The 23,921-nt window shown below is 62.3% G+C and carries 22 protein-coding genes; 10 read left to right on the forward strand and 12 right to left on the reverse strand.

The window, feature by feature from the left end:
* Positions 1–7 precede the first annotated feature (7 nt).
* Both DWF74_RS14330 and DWF74_RS14335 read left to right on the forward strand, forming a co-directional pair.
* Positions 8–457, forward strand: coding sequence for an NfeD family protein (locus tag DWF74_RS14330; protein ID WP_115581172.1), 450 nt, complete (start codon positions 8–10; stop codon positions 455–457).
* 71 nt (positions 458–528) lie between these two features.
* The gene (locus DWF74_RS14335; protein WP_016966055.1) at positions 529–846 is read left to right on the forward strand and encodes a DUF2388 domain-containing protein; all 318 of its coding nucleotides are present in this window, start codon (positions 529–531) and stop codon (positions 844–846) included.
* Positions 847–918: 72 nt separating this feature from the next.
* On the opposite strand, the gene DWF74_RS14340 is transcribed toward DWF74_RS14335, so the two are convergent.
* Positions 919–1,593, reverse strand: coding sequence for a TetR/AcrR family transcriptional regulator (locus DWF74_RS14340; RefSeq protein WP_102862167.1), 675 nt, complete (start codon positions 1,591–1,593; stop codon positions 919–921).
* A 142-nt stretch (positions 1,594–1,735) separates the two neighbouring features.
* On the opposite strand from DWF74_RS14340, the gene phlG reads away from it, so the two are divergent.
* Positions 1,736–2,620 carry a 2,4-diacetylphloroglucinol hydrolase gene (gene phlG, locus DWF74_RS14345; protein WP_115581173.1) on the forward strand — a complete coding sequence of 295 codons (885 nt, stop codon included), beginning with the start codon at positions 1,736–1,738 and terminating at the stop codon, positions 2,618–2,620.
* A gap of 52 nt (positions 2,621–2,672) precedes the next feature.
* On the opposite strand, the gene DWF74_RS14350 is transcribed toward phlG, so the two are convergent.
* On the reverse strand, positions 2,673–3,275 hold the full coding sequence (locus DWF74_RS14350) for a TetR/AcrR family transcriptional regulator (RefSeq protein WP_102862169.1): 603 nt from the start codon (positions 3,273–3,275) through the stop codon (positions 2,673–2,675).
* A 462-nt stretch (positions 3,276–3,737) separates the two neighbouring features.
* Here DWF74_RS14350 and DWF74_RS14355 point away from each other — a divergent pair, with 462 nt between their 5' ends.
* From DWF74_RS14355 to DWF74_RS14380, 6 genes are all read left to right on the forward strand, one after another.
* A complete protein-coding gene (locus DWF74_RS14355; protein ID WP_102862170.1) occupies positions 3,738–4,826 on the forward strand; it encodes a hydroxymethylglutaryl-CoA synthase in 1,089 nt (362 codons plus the stop codon).
* A gap of 29 nt (positions 4,827–4,855) precedes the next feature.
* Positions 4,856–6,052 carry a thiolase family protein gene (locus tag DWF74_RS14360; RefSeq protein WP_102862171.1) on the forward strand — a complete coding sequence of 399 codons (1,197 nt, stop codon included), beginning with the start codon at positions 4,856–4,858 and terminating at the stop codon, positions 6,050–6,052.
* Positions 6,053–6,064: 12 nt separating this feature from the next.
* On the forward strand, positions 6,065–6,505 hold the full coding sequence (locus DWF74_RS14365) for a Zn-ribbon domain-containing OB-fold protein (RefSeq protein ID WP_102862172.1): 441 nt from the start codon (positions 6,065–6,067) through the stop codon (positions 6,503–6,505).
* A 208-nt stretch (positions 6,506–6,713) separates the two neighbouring features.
* Entirely contained in the window at positions 6,714–7,763 is a 1,050-nt protein-coding gene (locus tag DWF74_RS14370) for a type III polyketide synthase (RefSeq protein ID WP_115581174.1), read from the forward strand.
* 110 nt (positions 7,764–7,873) lie between these two features.
* Positions 7,874–9,151, forward strand: a complete 1,278-nt coding sequence (locus DWF74_RS14375) for an MFS transporter (protein WP_102862174.1) — start codon at positions 7,874–7,876, stop codon at positions 9,149–9,151.
* Between the two features lie 6 nt (positions 9,152–9,157).
* Entirely contained in the window at positions 9,158–10,090 is a 933-nt protein-coding gene (locus tag DWF74_RS14380) for a fumarylacetoacetate hydrolase (RefSeq protein ID WP_115581175.1), read from the forward strand.
* Between the two features lie 7 nt (positions 10,091–10,097).
* Here DWF74_RS14380 and gcvP read toward each other — a convergent pair whose 3' ends face one another.
* Positions 10,098–12,971 carry an aminomethyl-transferring glycine dehydrogenase gene (gene gcvP / locus DWF74_RS14385; protein WP_115581176.1) on the reverse strand — a complete coding sequence of 958 codons (2,874 nt, stop codon included), beginning with the start codon at positions 12,969–12,971 and terminating at the stop codon, positions 10,098–10,100.
* Between the two features lie 191 nt (positions 12,972–13,162).
* On the opposite strand from gcvP, the gene DWF74_RS14390 reads away from it, so the two are divergent.
* The gene (locus tag DWF74_RS14390) at positions 13,163–14,302 is read left to right on the forward strand and encodes a DegT/DnrJ/EryC1/StrS family aminotransferase (protein WP_115581177.1); all 1,140 of its coding nucleotides are present in this window, start codon (positions 13,163–13,165) and stop codon (positions 14,300–14,302) included.
* A gap of 61 nt (positions 14,303–14,363) precedes the next feature.
* On the opposite strand, the gene gcvH is transcribed toward DWF74_RS14390, so the two are convergent.
* The 9 genes from gcvH to DWF74_RS14435 all read right to left on the reverse strand — a co-directional run bounded on the left by gcvH (position 14,364) and on the right by DWF74_RS14435 (position 23,838).
* A complete protein-coding gene (gcvH, locus tag DWF74_RS14395) occupies positions 14,364–14,747 on the reverse strand; it encodes a glycine cleavage system protein GcvH (protein ID WP_115581178.1) in 384 nt (127 codons plus the stop codon).
* A gap of 52 nt (positions 14,748–14,799) precedes the next feature.
* Positions 14,800–15,882, reverse strand: coding sequence for a glycine cleavage system aminomethyltransferase GcvT (gcvT, locus tag DWF74_RS14400; RefSeq protein WP_102862179.1), 1,083 nt, complete (start codon positions 15,880–15,882; stop codon positions 14,800–14,802).
* Between the two features lie 154 nt (positions 15,883–16,036).
* Complete coding sequence (locus tag DWF74_RS14405) at positions 16,037–17,653, reverse strand: ABC transporter permease (RefSeq protein ID WP_102862180.1); 1,617 nt, start codon at positions 17,651–17,653, stop codon at positions 16,037–16,039.
* A 241-nt stretch (positions 17,654–17,894) separates the two neighbouring features.
* Positions 17,895–18,896, reverse strand: a complete 1,002-nt coding sequence (locus tag DWF74_RS14410) for an extracellular solute-binding protein (RefSeq protein ID WP_102862181.1) — start codon at positions 18,894–18,896, stop codon at positions 17,895–17,897.
* Between the two features lie 137 nt (positions 18,897–19,033).
* Positions 19,034–20,251, reverse strand: a complete 1,218-nt coding sequence (locus tag DWF74_RS14415; protein ID WP_162884162.1) for a 2-octaprenyl-3-methyl-6-methoxy-1,4-benzoquinol hydroxylase — start codon at positions 20,249–20,251, stop codon at positions 19,034–19,036.
* A gap of 9 nt (positions 20,252–20,260) precedes the next feature.
* The gene (locus DWF74_RS14420; RefSeq protein ID WP_102862183.1) at positions 20,261–20,746 is read right to left on the reverse strand and encodes a DUF4442 domain-containing protein; all 486 of its coding nucleotides are present in this window, start codon (positions 20,744–20,746) and stop codon (positions 20,261–20,263) included.
* Positions 20,739–21,926: a 2-octaprenyl-6-methoxyphenyl hydroxylase gene (ubiH, locus tag DWF74_RS14425; RefSeq protein WP_102862184.1), complete on the reverse strand. Its 1,188-nt coding sequence runs from the start codon at positions 21,924–21,926 to the stop codon at positions 20,739–20,741. Before ubiH ends, DWF74_RS14420 begins: the two co-directional genes overlap by 8 nt.
* The gene (gene pepP, locus DWF74_RS14430; protein WP_102862185.1) at positions 21,923–23,257 is read right to left on the reverse strand and encodes a Xaa-Pro aminopeptidase; all 1,335 of its coding nucleotides are present in this window, start codon (positions 23,255–23,257) and stop codon (positions 21,923–21,925) included. Before pepP ends, ubiH begins: the two co-directional genes overlap by 4 nt.
* Before the next feature lie 23 nt (positions 23,258–23,280).
* The gene (locus DWF74_RS14435; protein ID WP_102862186.1) at positions 23,281–23,838 is read right to left on the reverse strand and encodes a YecA family protein; all 558 of its coding nucleotides are present in this window, start codon (positions 23,836–23,838) and stop codon (positions 23,281–23,283) included.
* Positions 23,839–23,921: the final 83 nt, after the last annotated feature.

Consider the following 23,921-nt stretch of genomic DNA (forward strand, 5'->3'; position numbering starts at 1 on the left):
CCGATCCATGTTGGCATTCCTGCACGCCCTATCGTTCTGGGACTGGCTGGCCCTGGGCACCGTATTGCTGATTCTCGAAGTGTTCGGTGCCGGCGGCTACCTGCTGTGGATCGGCCTGGCGGCTGCCGCCGTAGGGGTCCTGACCTTTCTGATTCCCGGCCTGACCTGGGAGCTGCAGTTCCTCCTGTTCGGCCTGCTATCGGTGCTGACTGCCCTGTACTGGTGGCGTCGCCAACGCAGTGTGGTGCGCCCCAGCGACCAGCCGAACCTGAACCTGCGAGGGCAGGAGCTGGTCGGCAAGACCTTCGTGGTGCATCAGGCGATCGTTGACGGCCGTGGCCGGATCAAGGTCGCCGATGGGGTGTGGATCGCCAAGGGCGCCGACGCGCCTGTGGGCGCCCGGGTGCGTGTGATTGGCCAGGAAGGCGCCATTCTGCTGGTCGAAAACCTTGACTGATGGGTCACGGAACTCCGCTGGGGTATCTAGAATCAAACGGTGCAGATAACCCCCAGTTGGAGTCACCCATCATGCGTCTGAAAATAGCTGTCGCCACCCTTGCCCTGCTTTCTCTTCCCGTTGGTTCGGCAATGGCCGACACCTTCTGGCGTAACGTCATTTCCTCCGGCGCCACCACCGGCTCCACTTACCTGACCTTCAAGGATCACAAGCTGATCGTCGCCGCCCAGGACGACGCCGGCAGCTTCGTCGCCAGCGAAGGCAGCATTCGCGGCCCGTACCTGGAAGCCGCCATGCAGAAAGTCCGCGCCGACAATCCCGGCCTCAAGGCCACTGATATGGAACTGGCCAACGCGATCCTGGCGAAGAACGCCGTCGCACAGGAGTAAGGATCGTCCCAGGGATGGCTGACAGAAAGCGCCGACCTCAGGGTCGGCGTTTTTTTTCGCCCGAATGACACGCTAGGCTCTGCCAGAAGCCCGGGCCACCGCCGCCAGGCCAGCCAGGGCATAGCTCATCATGTGCTCGATCAGGGCCGGCGGGTCCAGCTCCAGGCCGGGCAGTACGTTGCGCGCCAGCGGCTGATGGGCGATCAGCAGGAACAGGCAGGGCGCGAACACACTGACGGCACTGCGCAACGTGGCCGGATCTTCCGGCGACAGGTGCATGATTTGGCCGAGAATGGTGCGCACGATCTTCGCCTTGGGGAACGCCTGCTCCTCCAGGACCGCCGGCAGCACCGACGAAGGCGACAGCAGCTCGCGGGTCAGCACTTTCAGTGCCCAGCCCTCGCGCTGATTGTTCAGCCCCTCGATCAGCACAGTGATGATCGCCCGCAGCTTGTCTTCGGCACTGTCCTGGCTCTCGCTCAGGCTGATCATGGTCTCGATCCGCACCAGGCGATCGTGGGCTTCGCGCAGCACCGCCCGGTACAGGCCGTCCTTGTTCTCGAAGTGATAGTTGACCGAGGCGTTGTTGGCCTTGGAGTTTTCGCAAATCTGCTTGCTGGTGGTGTTGGCGTACCCCAGCTCGGCAAAGAGCTGGCCAGCCGTTTCCAGGATCTGCTGGCGAGTTGCCTGGCCATCCTGACGCGGCGCACGGGCCGCAGCAGGCGGCGGGGAAGCGGAAACGACCATAGACGCTCTCACTAAGTTAAATTCAAATTTGACTTTTGTTTATGGACTGCTTAGCTAAAAAGCGCCAGTTTCTCGTTCAACTCCGCGAGCGGATTGCACGAACGTGGCGGCTACTCGTCAATTCACGCCAAAGGATATCAGCATGGAAGCGCGCATCATGACTCCCTTCACCTACTTCTCACTGCCCATGCAGAAGCTCTTCCTGCGTAACCAGGTGGCAATCCGAAACAAGCCCTACGCCAAGTATTTCCGCTCGGAAATGCGCGTGCCGCTGTCCGCTGTACGCAAGATCCAACAAGGCCCGATGGACCTGAAAGACACCCTGACCCCAAGCGTCGAGGACATCAATCGTCTGCTCGACCCGGACTTCGTCAGTGAGGAGTCCGGCTACGCCCTGCTACCGGGGCCGATGGCTTATGTGCAAAGCCGCAAGTTCTTCCCCGGCTGCACCGCACAGATGTTCAAGTGGTGGTTCATGTGGCACCCGGCGGAATCGGAGCGCTATACCCTGTGGTTCCCCTACGCCCATGTCAGCAACCCCTGCGTGAACCATCAGCGCCTGAGCGACGAATCCTTGAGCTTCGAGGAGCGGCTGTATGGCAACACTTTCTGCGCATCGGAGTATGTCGGCGATCGCCTGATGCACTTGCACATCGATTTTCAGGAACCAGCCAGCCTGGGCCTTGACCCTGACCTGTATCGCGAAGCGAAAATCGACGGCAGCGTCAGTGCCTTGATGAGCCTGGCCGATCACCCAGAGGTGCCGGTGTCATTGATGGTGCATCTGTTCAAGGAGGTGCCGGGCGGCATGTACCTGACCAGCCGTTACTGGGTCGGATCGCACCCATCGATGGCCCGCTTTCCCGGAGCTGAAAAAACATCGGCGCTGCTCAAGGAAAGTGGCTTTGGCGAAGCCGAGCTGGAAACCCTGGCCTATGAATTTGCCGTGCACGATATGTGCGAGTTCAATCATCTGGCCAGCTTCCTGCCGGACCTGTATCGGGAGTTCGGCGCGACTTCAGCCTGAAACAACAGCCATTAAGCCCGCACAACTCAAGGGCTTAATGGCTGGCAATGAATCAACGTGGCGTATCAGGACAAACACCGTTGATCAGCAGAGAAGTGAACTCCTCAATGTCCTGTTCCGCCGTCAACTGCTCGGTCAGCAACCGATACCAGCAAAAACCAAAAATCATATCCAGCAGCAATTCACGGTTGGTGTCCTTGGGGAGCTCGCCATTGCTGATGGCATTTTCCACCAGCTTTTTCGGCAACTCCCTTCTGCGCTCCATGAATTGATCCTTGAGCTGGGTCAATGTTGCTGGATCCAACTGCGCTTCAGCGATGACACAGCGGAAAGCCTCTCCGCATATGGTTTCTCGCCAGACTTTCCAGAGATTGCGTAGCAAAAAGTCGAGATCAGCCTTGAACGAGCCGAGATCAGGAAATTTCCTGACCTGTTCACTCTCGTTTTCATAAACTTCCGCGATCAATGCCGCCTTGTTCGACCACCACCGATAGATCGTCGGCTTGCTGGCACCCGCCCGGCGGGCGACGGACTCGATACTAAGCCCGGAATAACCGCATTCCTTAAGGATTTCGATGGTGGAACTGAGGATGGCTTTATGGGTATGGGGACTTCGCAACGAGCCGATGGAGCTGCGAGATGGGGTACGAGCCACAATAAAAAATCTCCAGGCAGGGCGCTTGACAAACGCAACGCAGGGTATAGGATTCCTCCGAATCGAAATGAAACGGTCCGTTTCGTTTCATTCTTAAAAGAATCATGAACTTCTTGCACCGATCTATCTAGTTTTTAAAGTATCTCATTAGGGTTGAGTAAATCAGGCCCTGCAACTGCGAGTCCCTCGGATTCGAGGCTGCGGTCCGCTTCCCAAAAAGAGACTAGATCGTCTGAAATTATTACTAAACGAAACGTTCCGTATCATAGCATAGAGAGGTTAAGAAAAACAGCTTTCGAGTGGGTTTTCCCCTATTCGGAGTCTGCTGTCCCCCTCCTCTGGGCCGCCGGTTTATGCGGTGTCGCCACGAGACAGACAGCAAAATTGTTTTCCGCATGTTTCAAGGGTGCTTCTGAGCAGGCACGACCCAGTTTTCTCAAAAAGAATGGAATCAAGAGGAAAATGAACGTGAAAAAAGTAGGCATTGTCAGCTATGGCGCGGGTATTCCGGTATGCCGCCTCAAAGTCCAGGACGTGATCAACGTCTGGAAAAACACCGAGCTCAAGCTGGTCGAGGAAAACCTCGGCGTCACTGAAAGAGCCGTGCTGCAGCCCGATGAAGATGTCATCACCCTCGGTGTGCTGGCGGCGCAACGGGCCCTGGATAAAGTCCCCGGCCATGAGCTCGAAGCCCTGTACCTGGGTACCTGCACCAACCCCTACGACTCACGAGCCTCGGCTTCGATCATCCTGGAAATGCTCGGCAGCGGTTACGACGCCTATTGCGCCGACGTGCAGTTTGCCGGCAAGTCCGGCACCTCCGCCCTGCAGATCTGCCAGGCCCTGGTGGCCTCCGGCATGACCGGCAGCGCCCTGGCCATCGGCGCCGACACCATCAACCGCAACACCGCGCCGGGCGACCTGACCGAGTCCTATGCTGGAGCCGGCGCCGCCGCCCTGCTGATCGGCAATCAGAACGTCATCGCCGAGTTTGACGGCAGTTTTTCCTGCGCAGCCGATATCGCCGACAACATCCGCCCCCAGGGCGATCGCTACATTCGTTCCGGGATGGGCCTGGGCTCGGACAAGAACAGCATCGGCCTGGAAGATCAGACCCGCCGCGCCGCCGAGGGCCTGATGGCCAAACTGCGTACCAGCGCCGCCGACTATGACTACGTGGTGTTCCAGCAGAACCTGGTGTCCACGCCCTATTCCCTGGGCAAGCACCTGGGTTTCAACACCAAGCAGATCGAACCGGGGATCTACGCCGGCGATGTGGGTGACACTGGCGCCGCCAGCCCGCTGCTCGGCCTGATCAACGTGCTGGACCAGGCCCGTCCGGGGCAGAAGATCCTCATGGTGTCCTATGGTTTCGGGGCCGGCAGTGACGCCATTGCCCTGACCGTCACCGACGCCATCGAGCAGTACCAGAAGCACAACACACCCCTGCGCGAACTGCTCGAAGCCAAGACCTATGTCGATTACGGCACCTCCATCAAGTACGAGTTCAAGTACCTGCGGGCTGACTACGCCCTGACCGCCTACCTCTGATTACGCCTGTCTACGCAAGGAGCATGTACATGTGCGCACGTCGTGTTGCAATCGTTTCGGCCGCCTATACGCCGAAGCCCGGAAGTTCACGAGTTCGGCAGACGTTCAAGGAAATGATCGTCGAGTCCGCCTATAAAGCCCTCAAGGACGCCAAGATGCACCCCCGGGAAATCCAGGGGGTCGCCTATGGTTATCACGGTGAAGGCATTTCCGAATATGGCGGCCTGGGGCCGACCATTTCCGACGCCCTGGGCATCAGCCCGGCGCCGACCTTCATGAGCACCGCCAACTGCACCAGCAGTTCGGTGTCGTTCCAGATGGGTCACCAGATGGTCGCGTCCGGTGAGTACGACATCGTCCTGTGCGGCGGTTTCGAGAAGATGACCGATCACTTCAACTACGCCGAGTACATCGGCTCCAGCACTGAATGTGAATACGATTACTTCCTCGGCATCTCCCATACCGACGCCTTCGCCCTGGCCACCGCCGAGTACTTCCAGAAGTTCGGCTACGCCGGTCGCGAGGCTGATGTACTGGCCACATTTGGCCGGCAGATGCGCATCTATGCCCACAACACCCCGACCGCCACCCGCTATGGCCAGCCGATTCCCACCCTGGAAGCGCTGAAGAACAGCGAAGCCTGCGGTTCGATGCTGGCCTGGGGCGAAGCCAGTGGCTGCGCCATCCTGGTGGCCGAACACCTGGCCCACAAGTACACCGACAAGCCGGTGTTTGTGCGCGGCTGTGCCTACACCGGGGTCTCACACTACTTCGGCACGCGCTTCCACAATCCGACCCTGCATCACCCGGGCCTGCCCAAGGACGTGGGCATGGCCGTCTCGGCCAACTCCATCGCCTGCGCGGAAATTGCCTACAAGAAAGCCGGGATCACCGCCAAGGACATCGACGTGGCACAGGTCTACGACCTGCTCGGCGCCGGGCTGATCCAGATGGAATCCATGGGCATCTGCGGCAAGGGCCAGGCCGGCGACTTCGTACTCGAAGGCGGCATCGCCCTGGACGGCCAACTGCCACTGAACACCGACGGCGGCAACATCGGCCGCGGCCACGCCTCGGGCTGCGACGGCATCCTGCACATCACCGAGCTGTTCCGGCAGCTGAGGGGTGAATCCGACAACCAGGTCAAGGGCGCACGCATCGGCGTGTCGCAGAACCTTGGCGGTTATGCGGCGCACAACTCAGTGATTGTCCTCTCGAACGACTAAGGAGCCCGGACCATGTCCATGTACCCAGAACAGATCCACAGAATGACCACTGCCAGCATGCTCCGCGAATGGCGCGAGCATGGCGGCAAGTACCGCCTCGAAGGCAGCCAGTGCGAAGAGTGCAACGAAATCTTCTTCCCAAGGCGCACCGTCTGCGGCGCCTGCAATTCCCTGAGCGTGAAGCCTTACCGCTGCAAGCGCACGGGCAAGATCGAAGTCATGGCCCACGCCGAGAACCCGGTCCTGGCCGCCATGGGTTATGGCGAAACCGTGCCGCGCGTCATGGCCATGGTGCGCCTGGATGACGGCCTGGTGATTGCCTCGGAGATCGTCGATGTCTGCGATCCACAGCAGCTGAAAGTCGGCGCGCCAGTGCGCATGGTGATTCGCAAGCATGTGCGCGAAAGCAACCTGGCCTGGCAATACGCTTATAAGTTCGTACTGGATATATAAGTTGTTGTTCAAGGTGCCTTTATATAAGGCACCTTGAAGTTAGCCATTAAAATAAAATCCAACTTAAAAGTTACATCAACGGCCGCTTCACGCCTCGAAGTTGCCTTAAGGCCCTGATTTCCTTTAGGGCCTACAGATTCCTGTGCCTATGAACGGGGACTATCCCCACCCCTTAACTTATTGGCTTACTTAGAGCCAAGGACCCATCATGTCTACTCTTTGCCTTCCACACGTCATGTTTCCGCAACACAAGATCACCCAACAGCAGATGGTTGATCACCTGGAAAACCTCCACGCCGACCATCCGCGCATGGCCCTGGCCAAACGCATGATCGCCAACACTGAAGTCAACGAGCGCCATCTGGTGCTGCCGATCGACGAACTGGCGGTACACACCGGCTTCACCCACCGCAGCATCGTCTATGAGCGTGAAGCCCGGCAGATGTCGTCGGCGGCGGCGCGCCAGGCCATCGAAAATGCCGGGTTGCAGATCAGCGACATCCGCATGGTGATCGTCACCTCCTGCACCGGCTTCATGATGCCGTCGCTGACCGCGCACCTGATCAACGACCTCGGCCTGCCCAATTCCACCGCGCAACTGCCCATCGCCCAGCTGGGCTGCGTGGCCGGGGCCGCGGCCATCAACCGGGCCAACGATTTCGCCCGGCTCGATGCTCGCAACCATGTGCTGATCGTGTCCCTGGAGTTCTCTTCGCTGTGCTATCAGCCAGACGACACCAAGCTGCATGCCTTCATCTCCGCGGCCCTGTTCGGCGATGCGGTGTCGGCCTGCGTGCTGCGCGCCGACGACCAGGCCGGCGGTTTCAAGATCAAGAAGACCGAGTCGTTCTTCCTGCCCAAGAGCGAGCACTACATCAAATATGACGTGAAGGACACCGGCTTCCACTTCACCCTGGACAAGGCGGTGATGAACTCCATCAAGGATGTGGCGCCGGTGATGGAGAAGCTCAACTACGAGACGTTCGAACAGAACTGCGCGCACAACGACTTCTTCATCTTCCACACCGGGGGACGCAAGATCCTCGACGAGCTGGTGATGCACCTGGACCTGGCCTCGAACCGGGTCTCGCAATCGCGCAGCAGCCTCTCGGAAGCCGGCAACATCGCCAGCGTGGTGGTGTTCGACGTGCTCAAGCGGCAGTTCGATTCCAACCTGAATCGAGGCGATATCGGCCTGCTGGCAGCCTTCGGCCCAGGCTTCACTGCGGAAATGGCCGTCGGTGAGTGGACCGCCTGACGGGAAAACCTGCGTCTGTCCGACCTGACGTTGCCGGGCTGTAAGGCAACGTCAGGCCGCACCCTCACGGCGCGCCGCGCCGGGTTCATGGTTTTCAAGGAAGCAGAGCGATGAACGCTGGAATACCAACCACGGCTGCCGACAGCCGTTACGAAAGATCCATGGTGCTGTTGCTGTCACTGAGTTTCGGGCTGGTGGGGCTTGATCGCTTCATCATCCTGCCGCTGTTTCCGGTGATCATGCACGACCTGCAACTGGACTATCAGGACCTGGGCTACCTGTCCGCCGCGCTGGCCTTCACCTGGGGGCTGTCCGCCCTGGGCATGGGCGGCGTGATCGAACGCCTGGGCACCCGCCGCGTGCTGGTGGCCTCGATTGCCGTGCTGTCGCTGCTGTCCGGCTTCTCCGCGCTGGCCACCGGCGTGCTGGGGCTGGTGATCCTGCGCGGGTTGATGGGCATCTGCGAAGGCGCCTTTACCCCGACCAGCATCATTGTCACCAACGAAGTCTCGCGCCCTGACCGACGCGGGCTGAACCTGGGTATCCAGCAGGCGCTGTTCCCGATTCTCGGCCTGTGCCTGGGGCCACTGATCGCCGCCTACCTGCTGCAGCTTTCCGGCTCGTGGCGGGCGGTGTTCGCCATCATTTCCCTGCCGGGCCTGCTGCTGGCCGGCTACCTGTGGAAGGTCTACCGGCCGCTGCCGGCGCCCTCCACCGCAGGCCTGTCTGGCAGCGCCGGGCGCAACTGGCTGGCGGCGTTCAAGAGCGGCAACGTCAGCCTGAACATCCTGATCATGTTCTGCATCCTCACCTGTCAGTTCGTGCTCTGCGCCATGCTGCCCAGTTACCTGACCGACCACCTGCACCTGGAAACCCTGTCCATGGCCTTTGTCATCTCGGCCATCGGCCTAGGCGGTTTCATCGGCCAATTGATCATTCCCGGAATGTCCGACCGCCTCGGACGCAAACCGGTGGTATCGGCCTGTTTCATGACCAGCAGCACCCTGGTGGGCCTGCTGATCGTCAGCCCGGCGATTCCCTGGCTGCTGTTTCTGCTGTTGTTCCTGCTGTCGTTTTTCAATTTCAGCCTGATCTGCATGACGGTCGGCCCGCTGACCAGTGAATCCGTGGCCCCGGCCCTGCTGCCGACGGCGACCGGGATTGTCGTGGGTTTCGGCGAGATTCTCGGGGGCGGGCTGTCCCCGGCCGTGGCCGGGTTTGCCGCCAGCCATTTCGGCCTGCCGTCGATCCTGTACGTGGCCCTGAGCGGCAGCCTGATCGGCTTGCTGATGTCATTTCTGCTCAAGGAAAGTGCGCTCGAACCTCGCCGGACGCGAGCCCCCGAGCCGCTGCCCATCCTCCCCGCCCCCTTGCCCCTGAAGGACTAGAGAATCATGGACGATTACCTGCTGTTGCTGGATGTCTGCCACAAGGAACAGCGCGCCATCGGGCTGTTCGACTTGCACAATGGTCGCAGCATGCATGCCCTGTCCGAACACGGTGGGTTATACGAAACCCTGCATTTCTGCGCCCGCCGGCACCTGGATTGGAGCGAGTACCTGCGCAGCCTGCCAGCCCATCCGCAACAGCCTTGCGAGGGACACCCGCAAGGGCCGCTGCGTCCGCCACTCAAACCCAGCGACAGCCTCCTGGCCCAGGTCAGCGAGGTCAGCCTGAACACCCCGAACACCCGCCAGGGCTGGTTCTACAAGGGCAACGGCAGCCTGCTCAAGACCGACGGCGAGGCGCTGATGATCCCGTATCACGCCCTGAGCATTTGCAGTCAGCCGGGCGTGTTCTGCGTGTATCTGGTGGACCACTTCAAGCAACTGCGCTTTGTCGGCTTCAGCCTGGGTCATGACATCCATGACCCGCTGCTCAGCCGCCAGGACGCCAGTTCCTGCGCACAATCACGCCTGCGCCAGTGCGCCATCACTCCGGCGCTGATCCTCGGCGAGCTGCAGAGCAGCCTGTCACTCAATGTACGGGTTGAACGCCAGGGCGTGCAGTTGTCCTACCTCAGCTATCGCCTCGATCTGCAGAACTGGTGGGCGATCCGCAAATACTCCCAGGCCTTCCTCGAACAGCATGAGCAGTTCCTGCAACCGGGCATGGTCCACTACGTGTTCCACAGTGCCTGCCGGCGTGAGAACGAACTGCAGCTGCAGCACGGCGACTGGCTGGACCTGGACTGCCCGGAGCTGGAGCTGGGCCTGAGCAACCAGGTCAGCGAAGAAGAGCTGCTGCACCTCTATCCCCTGGAGAGTCAGCCACACCGGGGCCGCGCCCACGGCAGCCGTCCCACGCAGCTACGCCAGCACTACTGAGGCGGACTCAGCGATAGGCCGCCACCGGGACACAGGCGCAGAACAGGTTGCGATCGCCGTAGACGTTGTCCACCCGGTTCACCGCAGGCCAGTACTTGTGGGCCCGGGCATGGCCACTGGGCAGCACCGCCTGCTCGATGCTGTAGGGCCGCGCCCAGATCCCGGTGATGTCCGCCAGGGTATGGGGAGCGCCCTTGAGCGGATTGTCCTCGGCCGGCCAGTTGCCCTCCTGGACCTGGGCGATCTCGGCACGAATGCTCAGCATGGCCTCGACAAAGCGGTCCAGCTCAGCCTTGGACTCGCTTTCGGTGGGTTCCACCATCAGCGTGCCCGGCACCGGGAAGGACATGGTCGGGGCATGAAAGCCGTAATCCATCAGACGCTTGGCCACATCCTCCTCGGTAATCCCGGTCAGCGCCTTGAGCGGCCGCAGGTCGAGGATGCATTCATGGGCCACTCGGCCATTACGCCCGCTATAGAGCACCGGGAAGGCGCCGCTGAGCTGGGCGGCCAGGTAGTTGGCGGCGAGGATCGCCACCTCGCTGGCATCCGCCAGTTGCGGCCCCATCAGAGCGATGTACATCCAGCTGATGGGCAAGATACTGGCGCTGCCCCAGGGCGCCGCACTGACCGCGCCATTCTCTGCAAGCGGCCCGTCGATGGGCACCACCGGGTGATTGGCGATAAAGGGCGCCAGATGGGCTCGCACGCCGATCGGCCCCATCCCCGGCCCGCCGCCGCCATGGGGAATGCAGAACGTCTTGTGCAGGTTCATGTGCGAGACATCGGCGCCGATGTCCGCAGGCCGAGTCAGGCCCACCTGGGCATTGAGGTTGGCGCCGTCCATGTACACCTGGCCGCCGTGGCTGTGGATAACTTCACAGATCTGGCTGATGCCCTCTTCATAGACGCCATGGGTCGAGGGGTAAGTGGCCATCAGGCAGGACAGCCGATCACCGGCGGCCTGGGCCTTGGCCGTCAGATCCTCCAGGTCGACGTTGCCAGCCTCATCGCATTCGACGATCACCACCTGCATCCCGGCCATTTGGGCCGAGGCCGGGTTGGTGCCATGGGCCGAGGCCGGTATCAGGCAAATGTGCCGCCCGCCTTGCTGGCGGCTCTCGTGGTAACGACGAATGGCCAGCAACCCCGCGTATTCGCCCTGGGCACCGGAGTTGGGCTGCATGCAGATGGCATCGAAGCCGGTGATGGCGCACAACCAACGCTCCAGTTCCTCGATCATCAAGGTGTAGCCGACGGCCTGCTCCCGAGGGGCAAAGGGGTGCAGGTTGGCGAATTCCGGCCAGGTGATGGGGATCATCTCGCTGCTGGCATTGAGCTTCATGGTGCAGGAGCCCAAGGGGATCATCGACTGGTTGAGCGCCAGGTCCTTGTTCTCCAGTTGTTTGAGGTAGCGCAGCATCCGGGTTTCGCTGTGATGGGCGCTGAACACCGGATGCGTCAGGTAGGGGCTGCGGCGCAACAGGCTGTCAGGAAGACCCGAGGCCAGCACCTCGGCATCCAGTTCGGCGACGTCCAATCCATGATCCGCGCCGAGAAACACGTCCAACAGCCGGGCCACGGTGGTTTCGTCACAGGTCTCATCAAGGCTCAGGCCCAACTGGCCACGGCCGAGAATCCGCAGGTTGATCTGCAGCGCCTTGGCGCTCTCGATGATCGCGGTCTGACTGCCGCCCACCTCCAGGGTCAGGGTGTCGAAGAAGTGCCGGTTGACCCGCGTTATGCCGTGGCGCTCAAGGCCCGCAGCGAGGATGCAGGTCAATCGATGCACCCGCTGGGCAATGCGCTTGAGGCCAGCCGGACCGTGATAGACCGCATAGAAGCCGGCGATGTTGGCCAGCAGCACCTGGGCGGTGCAGATGTTGGAGTTGGCCTTCTCGCGGCGGATATGCTGCTCGCGGGTTTGCAGAGCCATGCGCAAGGCCACCTGCCCGCGGGCATCCTTGGACACGCCGATGATGCGCCCGGGCATCGCCCGCTTGTACTCGTCGCGACAAGCGAAAAACGCTGCATGAGGACCGCCGTAGCCCATGGGCACGCCGAAGCGCTGGGAGGAGCCCAGGACCACATCGGCCCCCAGCTCGCCGGGCGGGGTCAGTACCAACAGGCTGAGCAGATCGGTGGCCACACAGGCCAGGGCCTGCTGGGCATGCAACTGATCGATCAACGGCCGCAGGTCGCGGATCTCGCCGTGGGTATCCGGGTACTGCAACAGCGCGCCAAACACCTGATGCGCGGGCAAGTTATCCACAGCGTCGACGATCACCTCGAAACCGAACCCCTCGGCCCGGGTGCGCACCACGGAGATGGTCTGGGGATGGCAGTGTTCATCGACAAAAAACAGATTGCTCCTGGACTTGGCCACGCGCTTGGCCAGGGCCATGGCTTCGGCCGCTGCGGTGGCCTCGTCCAGCAAGGAGGCGTTGGCCAGATCAAGGCCAGTGAGGTCGATGGTCATCTGCTGGAAATTCAGCAGGGCTTCGAGTCGGCCCTGGGCGATTTCCGGTTGGTAGGGCGTGTAGGCGGTGTACCAACCGGGGTTTTCCAACACGTTGCGCAGGATCACCGTCGGCGTCAGGGTGCCGTGGTAACCCATGCCGATCAGGCTGGTCCAGACTTGGTTCTGCGCGGCATACCCCTTGAGCTTGGCCAGTGCCGCCTGCTCATCCAGTGCCGGTGGCAGGTCCAGGGCGCGATTGAGGCGGATGCCCGGCGGCACCGTCTGCTCGATCAGCTCGATCCGACTCCCCAGCCCGAGGCTGGCAAGCATCGCCTGCTGCTCCTCGGCATCGGGCCCCAGGTGCCGGTGGAGAAATGCGTTGGGCTCGCGTAACTGGCTCAGGGATGGCGACAGGGACATGGCAGGCTCTCTCCGATAAGCGGCGCTCAGCGTCGATGCAACAGGGTGCCAAGCAGCATAGCAGCCGATTCTGCGCGTCGACGCGCTGGCATCCCGAGGCAATCGGTACCATCATGCAGGGCGTCCGCGCGCCGGCCCCGGTGCGCCGCAACCCCTGCTCTCATCGTCCGCTTATCGGGTGCCCCATCGTCATGAGCCAACCGTCTTTCCTGCCGTTCTCCAAACCCACCATCGATGAATCCACCATCGCCGCCGTCGGCGAAGTGCTGCGTTCGGGCTGGATCACCAGCGGCCCCAAGGTCCAGGCGTTCGAAGCCCAGCTCTCGGCGTTCTTCGGCGGACGCAGCGTGCGTACCTTCAACTCCGGCACCTGCACCATGGAGATCGCCTTGCGCATTGCCGGCATCGGCCCTGGAGATGAAGTCATCACCACACCGATTTCCTGGGTGGCCACCGCCAACGTGATTCTCGAAGTGGGTGCCACGCCGGTGTTCGCCGACATTGATCCGATCACCCGCAACATCGACCTGGCCCAGGTGGAAGCTGCTATTACGCCACGCACCAAAGCCATTATCCCGGTGTTCCTGGCCGGCTTGCCGGTGGACATGAGCCGCTTGTATGCCCTGGCCAAGAAACACGGCCTGCGGGTGGTGGAAGACGCGGCCCAGGCCCTGGGTTCCAGCTGGAATGGCCAACGCATCGGCGCCGGTGGCGACTTCGTGTCCTTCAGCTTCCAGGCCAACAAGAACGTCACTTCGTCCGAGGGCGGCTGCCTGGTCCTCAATACCCCTGAAGAAGTGCGCCTGGCCGAGAAGTACCGCCTGCAAGGGGTCACCCGCAACGGCTTCGACGGTCTGGATGTGGATGTGCTGGGGGGCAAGTTCAACATGACCGACGTCGCCGCCGCCATCGGCCTGGGGCAGTTTGCCCATATCGAGGCGATCACCGCCCACCGCCGCGAGCTGGCCCGGCACTACTTCGAATGCTTCGGCAGCGACTTCGAGGCCCGCTATGGCGCCCAGCTACCGCCGGCGGACTTCAGCAACAGCAACTGGCACCTGTTCCAGCTGGTGCTTCCGGAGCGCAAGGACGGCAAGCCGGCTCGCGCCGTCTTCATGGAGCAGATGCAGGAACGGGGCATCGGCATCGGCTATCACTATCCGCCGATTCACTTGCTGAGCCTGTACCGCGAGCGCGGTTTCAAGGAGGGAATGTTCCCGGTGGCGGAACGGGTCGGTCGTCTGATCGTCTCGTTGCCGATGTTCACCGCCATGAGCAAGGCCGACGTGGAACGTGCGGTGGCGGCGGTGAAAGAGGTGTTGCAGGCTTAAAGGGCCTTCGCGAGCAAGCTCGCTCCTGCACAACAGGAGCGGGCCTGCTTGCAGGAGCGACTTATTCGCCGATGGCGGCCTTGTAGGCGGCGGCGTCCAGCAGTTTCTCCAGATCGGCCGGGTTGCTCGGCTTGAGCTTGAAGATCCAGGCGTCGTAAGGCTCGCTGTTGAGCAGCTCGGGGCTGGTGCTCAGATCCTCGTTGACCGCGATCACTTCACCGGCCACCGGGGCATAGATGTCGGAAGCGGCCTTGACCGACTCCACCACGCCCGCCTGGTCCCCTGCGCCAAACACGTTGCCAACTTCCGTCAGCTCGACGAATACCACATCGCCCAGGGCTTCCTGGGCGTGGTCGCTAATACCCACGGTCACACTGCCGTCAGCTTCCAGACGGGCCCATTCGTGACTATCGGCAAAACGCAGGTGGGCAGGGATATCGCTCATGTTCTGTGTCCTCAAGAAGAAGTGTCAGCGGCGCAATGCCGGCTGGAAATAGTTAGATCAAGGTCTTGCCGTGGCGCACGAAGGTCGGTTTGACCACCCGGACCGGGTACCACTTGCCGCGGATTTCCACTTCGGCACGGTCAGCGGTGGCCATCGGCACCCGCGCCAGTGCGATCGATTTACTCAGCGTAGGGGAGAAACTACCACTGGTGATCTCACCTTCGCCAACATCGGCGATGCGAACCACTTGATGCGCGCGCAAAACCCCACGCTCTTCCAGTACCAACCCCACCAGCTTTTGCTTCACCCCGGACGCTCGCTCAGCCTCCAGAGCGGTACGACCGATGAATTTGCGTGACGACGGCTCCCAGGCAATGCTCCAGGCCATGTTCGCTGCCAAGGGCGAAACATCCTGGTGAATATCCTGGCCGTAGAGGTTCATGCCGGCTTCCAGGCGCAGGGTATCCCGGGCGCCCAGGCCGATGGGCGAGATCCCCGCTCCCACCAGATCGTTGAAAAAGGCCGGCGCCTGATCGGCGGGCAGGACGATTTCCAGTCCATCCTCACCGGTGTAACCGGTGCGGGCGATGAACCAGTCACCGTCGGTGCCGGCTTCGAAAGGCTTGAGCTGTTGAATCAGGGCGCCACGGGACTGGGTCACCAACTCGGCGATCTTGTGCCGGGCCTGAGGTCCCTGGATCGCCAGCATGGCCAGCTCCGGTCGCTCGCGCAGTTGCACCTGGAACTCACCCAACTGCGCCTGCATCCAGGCCAGGTCCTGATCCCGGGTGGCGGCGTTGAGCGCGAGGCGATAAGCGTCCTCGAGGCGGTAGACGATCATGTCGTCGACGATGCCGCCGCGCTCATTGAGCATGGTGCTGTACAAGGCCTGGCCAGGGTGCTGCAAACGTTCGACATCATTGGCCAGCAAGTGCTGGAGCCAGGCCTTGGCCTGGGCGCCGCTGACATCGATCACGGTCATGTGCGATACATCGAACACACCGCAATCACGTCGCACCTGATGGTGCTCCTCGACCTGCGAGCCGTAATGCAAAGGCATATCCCAACCGCCAAAATCGACCATTTTCGCGCCGAGGGCGAGATGCAGGTCATACAGAGGCGTACGCTGTCCCATGGGTTTCTCCTTCCGGGCGTGGCGAGGGTGCGGACTGGCGCTGCTAGGGTGAAAGCCTTGAAATAGATGGCTTGCAGCCGATTTCAGCGTCCCGGCCAAACAACAGGCCGCACCGAATGCCGCGCATTGTAGCCGCAAGGTGCAAGGCTGGCACCTAACCGATTCGATGGGCTGAGCGACGAATCAGGCCAATCACCGGCAGCAGGCCAACCAGTACCAGGGTCAGCGCCGGCAACGAAGCTCGCGCCCACTCCCCTTCACTGGTCATTTCGAAGATCCGCACCGCCAGCGTGTCCCAGCCGAACGGGCGCATCAGCAAGGTGGCGGGCATTTCCTTGAGCACATCGACGAACACCAGCAAGGCCGCGCTCAGGGTCCCGGGCAGCAATAACGGTAGATACACTTTGAAAAACAGTCGCGGCCCACCCACCCCCAGGCTGCGCGCGGCTTCGGGCAGCGACGGGCGAATCCGCTCCAGGCTGTTTTCCAGCGGTCCGTAGGCCACCGCGATAAAACGCACCAGGTAGGCCAGCAACAAGGCGGACAGGCTACCCAGCAACAGCGGCTTGCCGGCCCCGCCCAACCAGCCGGACAACGGAATCACCAGTTCCCGGTCCAGATAGCTGAAGGCCAGCATGATCGATACCGCCAACACCGAGCCGGGCAAGGCGTAACCGAGATTGGCCAGGCTGACCCCGGCGCGGATGCCTCGGGTCGGCGCCAAGCGTCGGGCGAATGCCAACAGCAAAGCCACGCAGACGGTGATCAGCGCCGCCATGCCTCCCAGGTACAGGGTGTGGACAATCAGCCCGGCATAGCGCTCATCCAGGTCGAAGCGCCCGCGCTGCCAGAACCACACCAGCAGTTGCAGCAGCGGGATCACGAAGGCACAGGCAAATACCAGCAGGCACCAGCCCGTAGCCGCCATGGCCTTGAGCCCAGACAGGTGGTACAGCGCCTTGCCCCGGGGCCGCTCGTTGCCGGTGCGACTGGCGCCGCGGGCGCGTCGCTCGCCGTACAGCACCAGCATCACCGCCAGTAGCAACAGGCTGGCCAGTTGCGCGGCACTGGATAGACTGAAAAACCCGTACCAGGTCTTGTAGATAGCGGTAGTGAAGGTGTCGAAGTTGAACACCGACACCGCGCCGAAATCCGCCAGGGTCTCCATCAGCGCCAGGGCGACCCCAGCGCCGATGGCCGGCCGCGCCATCGGCAGCGCCACGCGCCAAAAGGCCTGCCAGGGCGACTGCCCAAGTACCCGAGCGGCCTCCATTAAGCCTTTGCCCTGGGCCAGGAAGGCGTTGCGTGCCAACAGGTAGACGTAGGGATAGAACACCAGCACCAGCACCAGGATCACGCCGCCGGTGGAGCGCACTCTCGGTAGCCGCAAGCCTGTGCCGAACCATTCCCGCAGCAGACTTTGCACCGGTCCGGAAAAATCCAGCAGGCCGACGAAGACAAAGGCCAGTACATAGGCCGGGATCGCGAAGGGCAGCATCAGCGCCCAATCCAGCCAGCGCCGTCCGGGAAACTCGCAGAGGCTGGTGAGCCAGGCCAGGCTCACCCCCAGCAGCGTGACGCCAACGCCGACCCCGAACACCAGGGTCAGGGTGTTGCTCAACAGACGCGGCATCTGCGTGTCCCACAGGTGGGACCAGATCTGCTGGTCGACGGCCTGCCAGGACAGCAGCAGCACACTCAGCGGCAACAGGACCAGGGCCGCTACGGCGAAGACCAGGGGATACCAGCGACGTTGGGCAGGATGGGCCACAAAGAACTCTCGGGCAGGTGGAACAGACAAAAATACTTGCGCAAAACGCGTGGAGCGATGGAGCTTGCTCCCGCTGGGTGCCATGGCCGCCCCAACGGCTGCAACCACGTTACGCCAGTTGAATCACGTATTCAGGGCTTGCCACCGCTACGCGGTGGAACGGGAGCAAGCTCCCTCGCCACAAAAGCCCAACCGTTAAACAAAACGCCCCGCAAAAGCGGGGCGCAGTATAACGGCAGTCTCAGTTCCAGCCAGCGCGGTCCATCAAGCGAATGGCCTCGGCCTGGCGCTTGCCGGCGATCTCAACCGGCAGGGTATCGGCCACGAACTTGCCCCAGCTGGCCACTTCCGCAGAAGGCGCCACCGCCGGGTTGGCCGGGAACTCCTGGTTGACGTCGGCAAAGATCTTCTGCGCTTCAGGCGTGGTCATCCACTCCACCAGCGCCTTGGCCGCCTCCGGATGCGGCGCGTACTTGGTCAGGCCAATACCCGACAGGTTGACGTGCACCCCGCGATCGCCCTGGTTCGGCCAGAACAGCTTCACCGCCAGGTCGGGCTTCTGCTTGTGCAAGCGGCCGTAATAGTAGGTGTTGACGATGCCAACGTCGCATTGGCCGGCGTTGATCGCATCCAGCACCGCGATGTCATCGGAGAACACATCGGTGGACAGGTTGTTGACCCAGCCCTTGATGATCTCTTCGGTCTTCGCCGCGCCGTGGGTCTCGATCAGGGTGGCAGTCAGCGACTGGTTGTAGACCTTCTTCGCGCTACGCAGGCACAGACGGCCTTCCCACTGCTTGTCGGCCAAGGCTTCATAGGTGGTCAGTTCGGAAGGTTTGACCCGCTCGGTGGAGTAGGCCAGGGTCCGCGCCCGCAGGCTCAGGCCGGTCCAGGCGTGGTTGGAAGAGCGGTATTGCAGAGGGATGTTGCTGTCGATGACCTTGGAGGTGAACGGTTGCAGGATGCCCATCTGCTCGGCCTGCCAGAGGTTGCCGGCGTCCACGGTGAGCAGCAGGTCGGCGGTGGCGTTTTCGCCCTCGGCCTTGATCCGCTGCATCAGCGGCGCTTCCTTGTCGGTGATGAACTTGATCTTCACCCCGGTCTTCTGGGTGTAGGCATCGAACACCGGCTTGATCAGCTCATCGATACGCGAGGAGTAGACCACGACTTCATCGGCAGCATGGGCGGCGGTGCCGATGAAAGTGAGTGCCAGGGCGGTCAGTAGACGCTTCGGTGCCAACATGGGAGCAGTCTCTCGATTATAAAATGAGGCGAAATGATAAGGACTCCCATTTGCCTTCTCAACCGAACCTGACGCCGAGGCGTTACCAGATGTTGCGTAGAGCCGTCCGCCAGGAAGCTTCGCCGGCCAGCCGGCGCCTACGCTTGGGCCAGCTCTGGTAGATCGCCGCTCAGGCCCAGTGCCTGACGCACGAACAGCGCCTTGGCCTCGGGCATCTGGTCGACCATCTTCAGGCCAGTGTTGCGCAGCCAGCGCAGCGGCAACGGATCGGCCTGGAACAGCCGCTCGAAGCCTTCCATGGCCGCCATCAGCGCCAGGTTGTGAGGCATGCGCCGACGCTCGAAACGGCTCAGCACCTTGAGCTCGGCCAAGCGCTCGCCACGGCTGGCCGCTTGCAGCAGCACTTCGGCCAGCACTGCGGCATCGAGGAAACCCAGGTTGACCCCCTGTCCCGCCAGCGGATGAATGGTATGGGCGGCGTCGCCGATCAGGGCCAGGCCTTCGGCCACGTAGCGCTTGGCGTGGCGCTGGCGTAGCGGCACGCAAAGCCGAGGGTCGGCGCTGAGCACGGTGCCCAGGCGACCTTCGAAGGCGCGCTCCAGCTCAGCACAAAACGCGGCGTCATCCAGGGCCATCAAGCGCTCGGCCTCGGTGGGCGTGGTGGACCAGACAATGGAGCACCAGTCGTGCTGCCCGTCCCGTACCAACGGCAGAAACGCCAACGGGCCGGTGTCGGTGAAACGCTGCCAGGCGGTCAGTTGATGGGGCTGGCTGCTGCGCACACTGGTGACGATGGCGTGATGCAGGTAATCCCACTCCCGGGTAGCACAACCGGTCAGGCGACGCACGGCCGAGTTGGCGCCATCGGCGGCGATGACCAAAGGCGCTCGCAGGACCCGGCCGTCCGCCAGGGTCAGCAGCCAGTCATCGCCGGAGCGGCGCATCTGCTCCAGGCGGGCATTGGCCAACAAACCGATGTCGCACTCGTGCAAACGCTCAAGCAAGGCATCCTGAACCACGCGGTTCTCGACGATATGTCCCAACACCTCGGCATGCACGCTGGAGGCCGAGAAGTGAATCTGCCCGGTGCCGCTGCCGTCCCAGACCTGCATGTCGCAGTAGGGGCTGCTGCGCCGTGCGGCAATACCGTCCCAGGCGCCAAGGCGCTGCAGAATCCGCTGGCTGGCGGCCGACAAGGCACTGACCCGGGGTTCGAACGGCAACTCGGCGTCGAAGGGTTTGACACTCAGGGAGCCGCCATCGAGCAGCAGCACTTCCAGGCCGCTGCCCTGCAACGCCAACGCCAAGGCACTGCCGACCATTCCAGCTCCGACAATCAGCACATCTGCGCGCATTTCCATGCTTTAGGCCTGTCTCGCTTGCGGCTTGAGCCGCACATAAAGGGTTTTATCGACCCGCGCCACCAGGGTGCCGGAGCCGTCATGAATCTCTACCTGCAACTGCGGCAGGTACTTCTCGCCCGTTGCGGTCTGCTGGCGCACTTCGTCGAGCAGCGCCTGGTCAATGCTGAACCGAGCAAACACCGGCCCCTTGCCCGGGGCGATGAAGTCGATGGCCGCGGCCTTGTCCCAGACGATGTAGTCGCGTCCCAGGTTCTCCATCAGCATCAGCATGAAAAACGGGTCCACCATCGAATACAGGCTGCCGCCGAACTGGGTGCCGACATAGTTGCGGTTGTACCAGCCCAGACCCATGGAGACCTGGACTTCGCGGAAATCCGCGCTGATCTGGCGAACCCGCACACCTGCCCCCAGATAGGGCGGATACAGGTTCATCACCCAGCGCAGCAAGCGTGCCTTGCCGACGCGTCGAGTCAGCCACTCACGCATCCGGACGAGTGCCCAGGCCCATGGCCTGGCGCGCGAACCAGCGCTTGGCCGGGGGCAGCAGGTCCAGTCCGAGCAAGCCAAGATTGCGCCCCACCGACAGCAGGGGCAGCTTGCTGCCGAACAGCCGCGTGACCTGATCGGAAAAACCCACGGTCAGGCTCTGGTCCAGGCGCTGGCGCTCGCGATAAGCCTGCAGCACGGCAAAATCGCCCGGCAGTTGTTCGCTGGCCAGCAAGGCATCCGCCAGGGCCTGGGCATCACGCAGCGACAGGTTGAAGCCCTGTCCGGCAATCGGATGCAGGCTGTGGGCGGCATTGCCCAGCACCACCAGATGGGAGCGCACCTGCTCTTCGGCTTCTACCAGGGACAGCGGATACAAATGCCGAGCACCCACTTGTTTCAAGGTGCCCAGGCGATAACCGAATACGCCCTGCAATTCGCTGAGGAAACTACGGTCATCCAGGTCGGCCAGACGCTGAGCGTCCATGCCCTGGCGGGTCCAGATCAGCGCGCAGCGGTTTTCCGGCAATGGCAGCAACGCCATCGGTCCGTCATCGGTGAAGCGCTCGAAGGCCATGCCGTTGTGGGCTTCGCTGGGGGTAATGTTGGCAATCAGCGCGCTCTGGTTATAGGGGCGATTCTTGACCCCGATACCCAATTGTTCGCGCAGGCCGGAGCGGCCACCGTCGGCGAGCACCGCAAGGTCGCATTCCAGTGTGGTTTCGTCATTCAGGGTCAGGCGATAGCCGCCTTCCAGAGGCTCCAGGCGAGTGACCTCCGCCGGACAGCGCCAGCTGATCACGTCCTTGTCCAGTCCTTGCCACAGGCATTGACCGAGCCAGGCGTTTTCCACCACATAACCCAGGGCCGGAACCCCTTCTTCCATGGCCGACAGGCGCGCAGTGGAAAACCGCCCACGGTCGGACACATGAATCTGCTTGATCGGCTCGGCGCGCCGGGAGATCGCTTGCCACAAGCCCAGGCGCTGGTAGATCTGTCGGGCGCCAAAGGACAGTGCCGAAGAACGCGCATCGTAGCTGGGCTGGAAGCTGTCGCCGGGGGCGAAGGGTTCGATCAGCACGATCTTCCAGCCCCGGGCCTTGGCTCCGGCCTGCAGAGCCAGGGCCAGGCTTGCGCCGACCAGGCCGCCACCGATGATGGCCAGATTGACCCGGCTCATGAGGCCTGAACTCGGGCTGCTGCCATCAGTGCCTCGATCTCGGCGACGCTTTTGGGCACGCCGCTTGTCAGAATTTCACAGCCCTGCTTGGTCACTACCACGTCGTCCTCGATGCGCACGCCAATGCCGCGCCACTTCTTCGCCACTTGCTGGTTGTCCGGGGAGATGTAGATGCCCGGCTCCACGGTCAGCGCCATGCCGACCTCCAACACCCGCCACTCGCCGCCGACCTTGTATTCGCCGACATCGTGTACATCCATGCCCAGCCAATGCCCGGCGCGGTGCATGTAAAACGTCTTGTAAGCCTCGCTGGCAATCAGCTCGTCGACTGCGCCTTCCAACAGACCCAACTTCACCAGACCGGCGGTGATCACCCGGACCGTTGCCTCATGGGCCTGGTTCCAGTGCTTGTTCGGGGCGATCTCGGCAAACGCCGCTTCCTGGGCCGCCAGCACCAGTTCGTAGATCGCCTTCTGCTCGGGCGAGAACTTACCGTTGACCGGCCAGGTCCGGGTGATATCACTGGCATAGCAGTCGATTTCACAACCAGCGTCGATCAATACCAGATCACCGTCCTTGAGCAGGGCGTCATTCTGTTGGTAGTGCAGGATGCAGCTGTTGCGCCCGGCAGCGACGATGGAACCATAAGCCGGCATCTTCGCCCCGCCCTTGCGGAACTCGTAGTCCAGCTCGGCTTCCAGACTGAACTCGTGCAATCCGGGGCGACTGGCCTGCATGGCCCGGATATGGGCCTGGGCGGAAATCCGTGCGGCTTCGCGCATCACCTTCACTTCCGCCGCCGATTTATACAGGCGCATATCGTGCAGCAGATGATCCAGGGCAACGAATTCGTTCGGCGGCTGGGCACCAAGGTGCGCTTTAGAGCGGATCACGTTGATCCAGTCCATCAGGTGGCGATCGAACTCGGGGTTGCTGCCCATGGCCGAATAGACCCGGTCACGACCTTCGATCAGCCCCGGGAGAATGTCGTCGATATCAGTGATGGGAAACGCATCGTCCGCACCGTAGTCACGGATCGCACCTTCCTGACCAGCCCGCAGGCCATCCCACAGTTCCCGCTCGGCATTGCGCTCACGGCAGAACAGCACGTACTCACCATGCTCGCGACCGGGCATCAGCACGATCACGGCCTGGGGCTCGGGAAAACCGCTGAGGTATTGGAAATCGCTGTCCTGGCGGTAGACGTGCTCCACATCGCGGTTGCGAATGGCCACGGCCGCCGCCGGCAGGATCGCGATGCTGTTGGGCTCCATCTGCGCCATGAGCGCCTTGCGGCGACGGCTGTATTCCGCTCTAGGGATATGAATCATGGGCAGATGCAGTTCCCTGTCAGTCAGTGCAGAGAAGGCTTGGCAGCCGGTGCAACGGTCTTGTTGGTTTCGGTGAACAGCAGCAATGGCGCGACCCGCAGGTACTCCATCACTTCCATGTAGTCGCTTTCACCGTCGTCGGACTCTTCCAGCGCATCCTGTACCTGAGCGATGGCTGCAAGGTCCTGCAACACTTCCGTGGCCTCGACGCTCAGGGCGCTGCTGTCACGGGAATTGAGGCCGAAACCGGCGAGGAAACCCTGGCACCACTGGCCCAGGGCCGCGGCACGTTCGGTCAATGGCGCGTCGTCGCTGGGCAGCAGCAGGACCACGGTCATGTCGTCGCTGGTGAGCTCGCCCTTGACCATTTCCTGCAGGCCGATCAGGGCGTTGCGCACATTTTCTTGTGGCTCGCCTTCGAGCAACTCGGAAGCGTCCACCAGCCAGCCGTCGACCTCGAAGCCGGCGCCAGCGCAGCTACGGCCCAGCAACAGGCCGTGCAATTCGGCAGGAGAAACAGGATGACCGCTGCTGCTGAGCAGGGTGGCGAAGGCGTTGTACGGGGAATTCTGAATGGGCATGGGCAGCTAGGCGCCAAGCGGCGCAATGTCTAGAATGAAGGCCTTGTATCGTAGGGCGTGTCATCATTCATTGCCAGCGCCGC

Origin of the sequence: Pseudomonas protegens (assembly GCF_003363755.1) — a bacterium.
GTDB classification, from domain to species: Bacteria; Pseudomonadota; Gammaproteobacteria; order Pseudomonadales; family Pseudomonadaceae; genus Aquipseudomonas; species Aquipseudomonas danubii.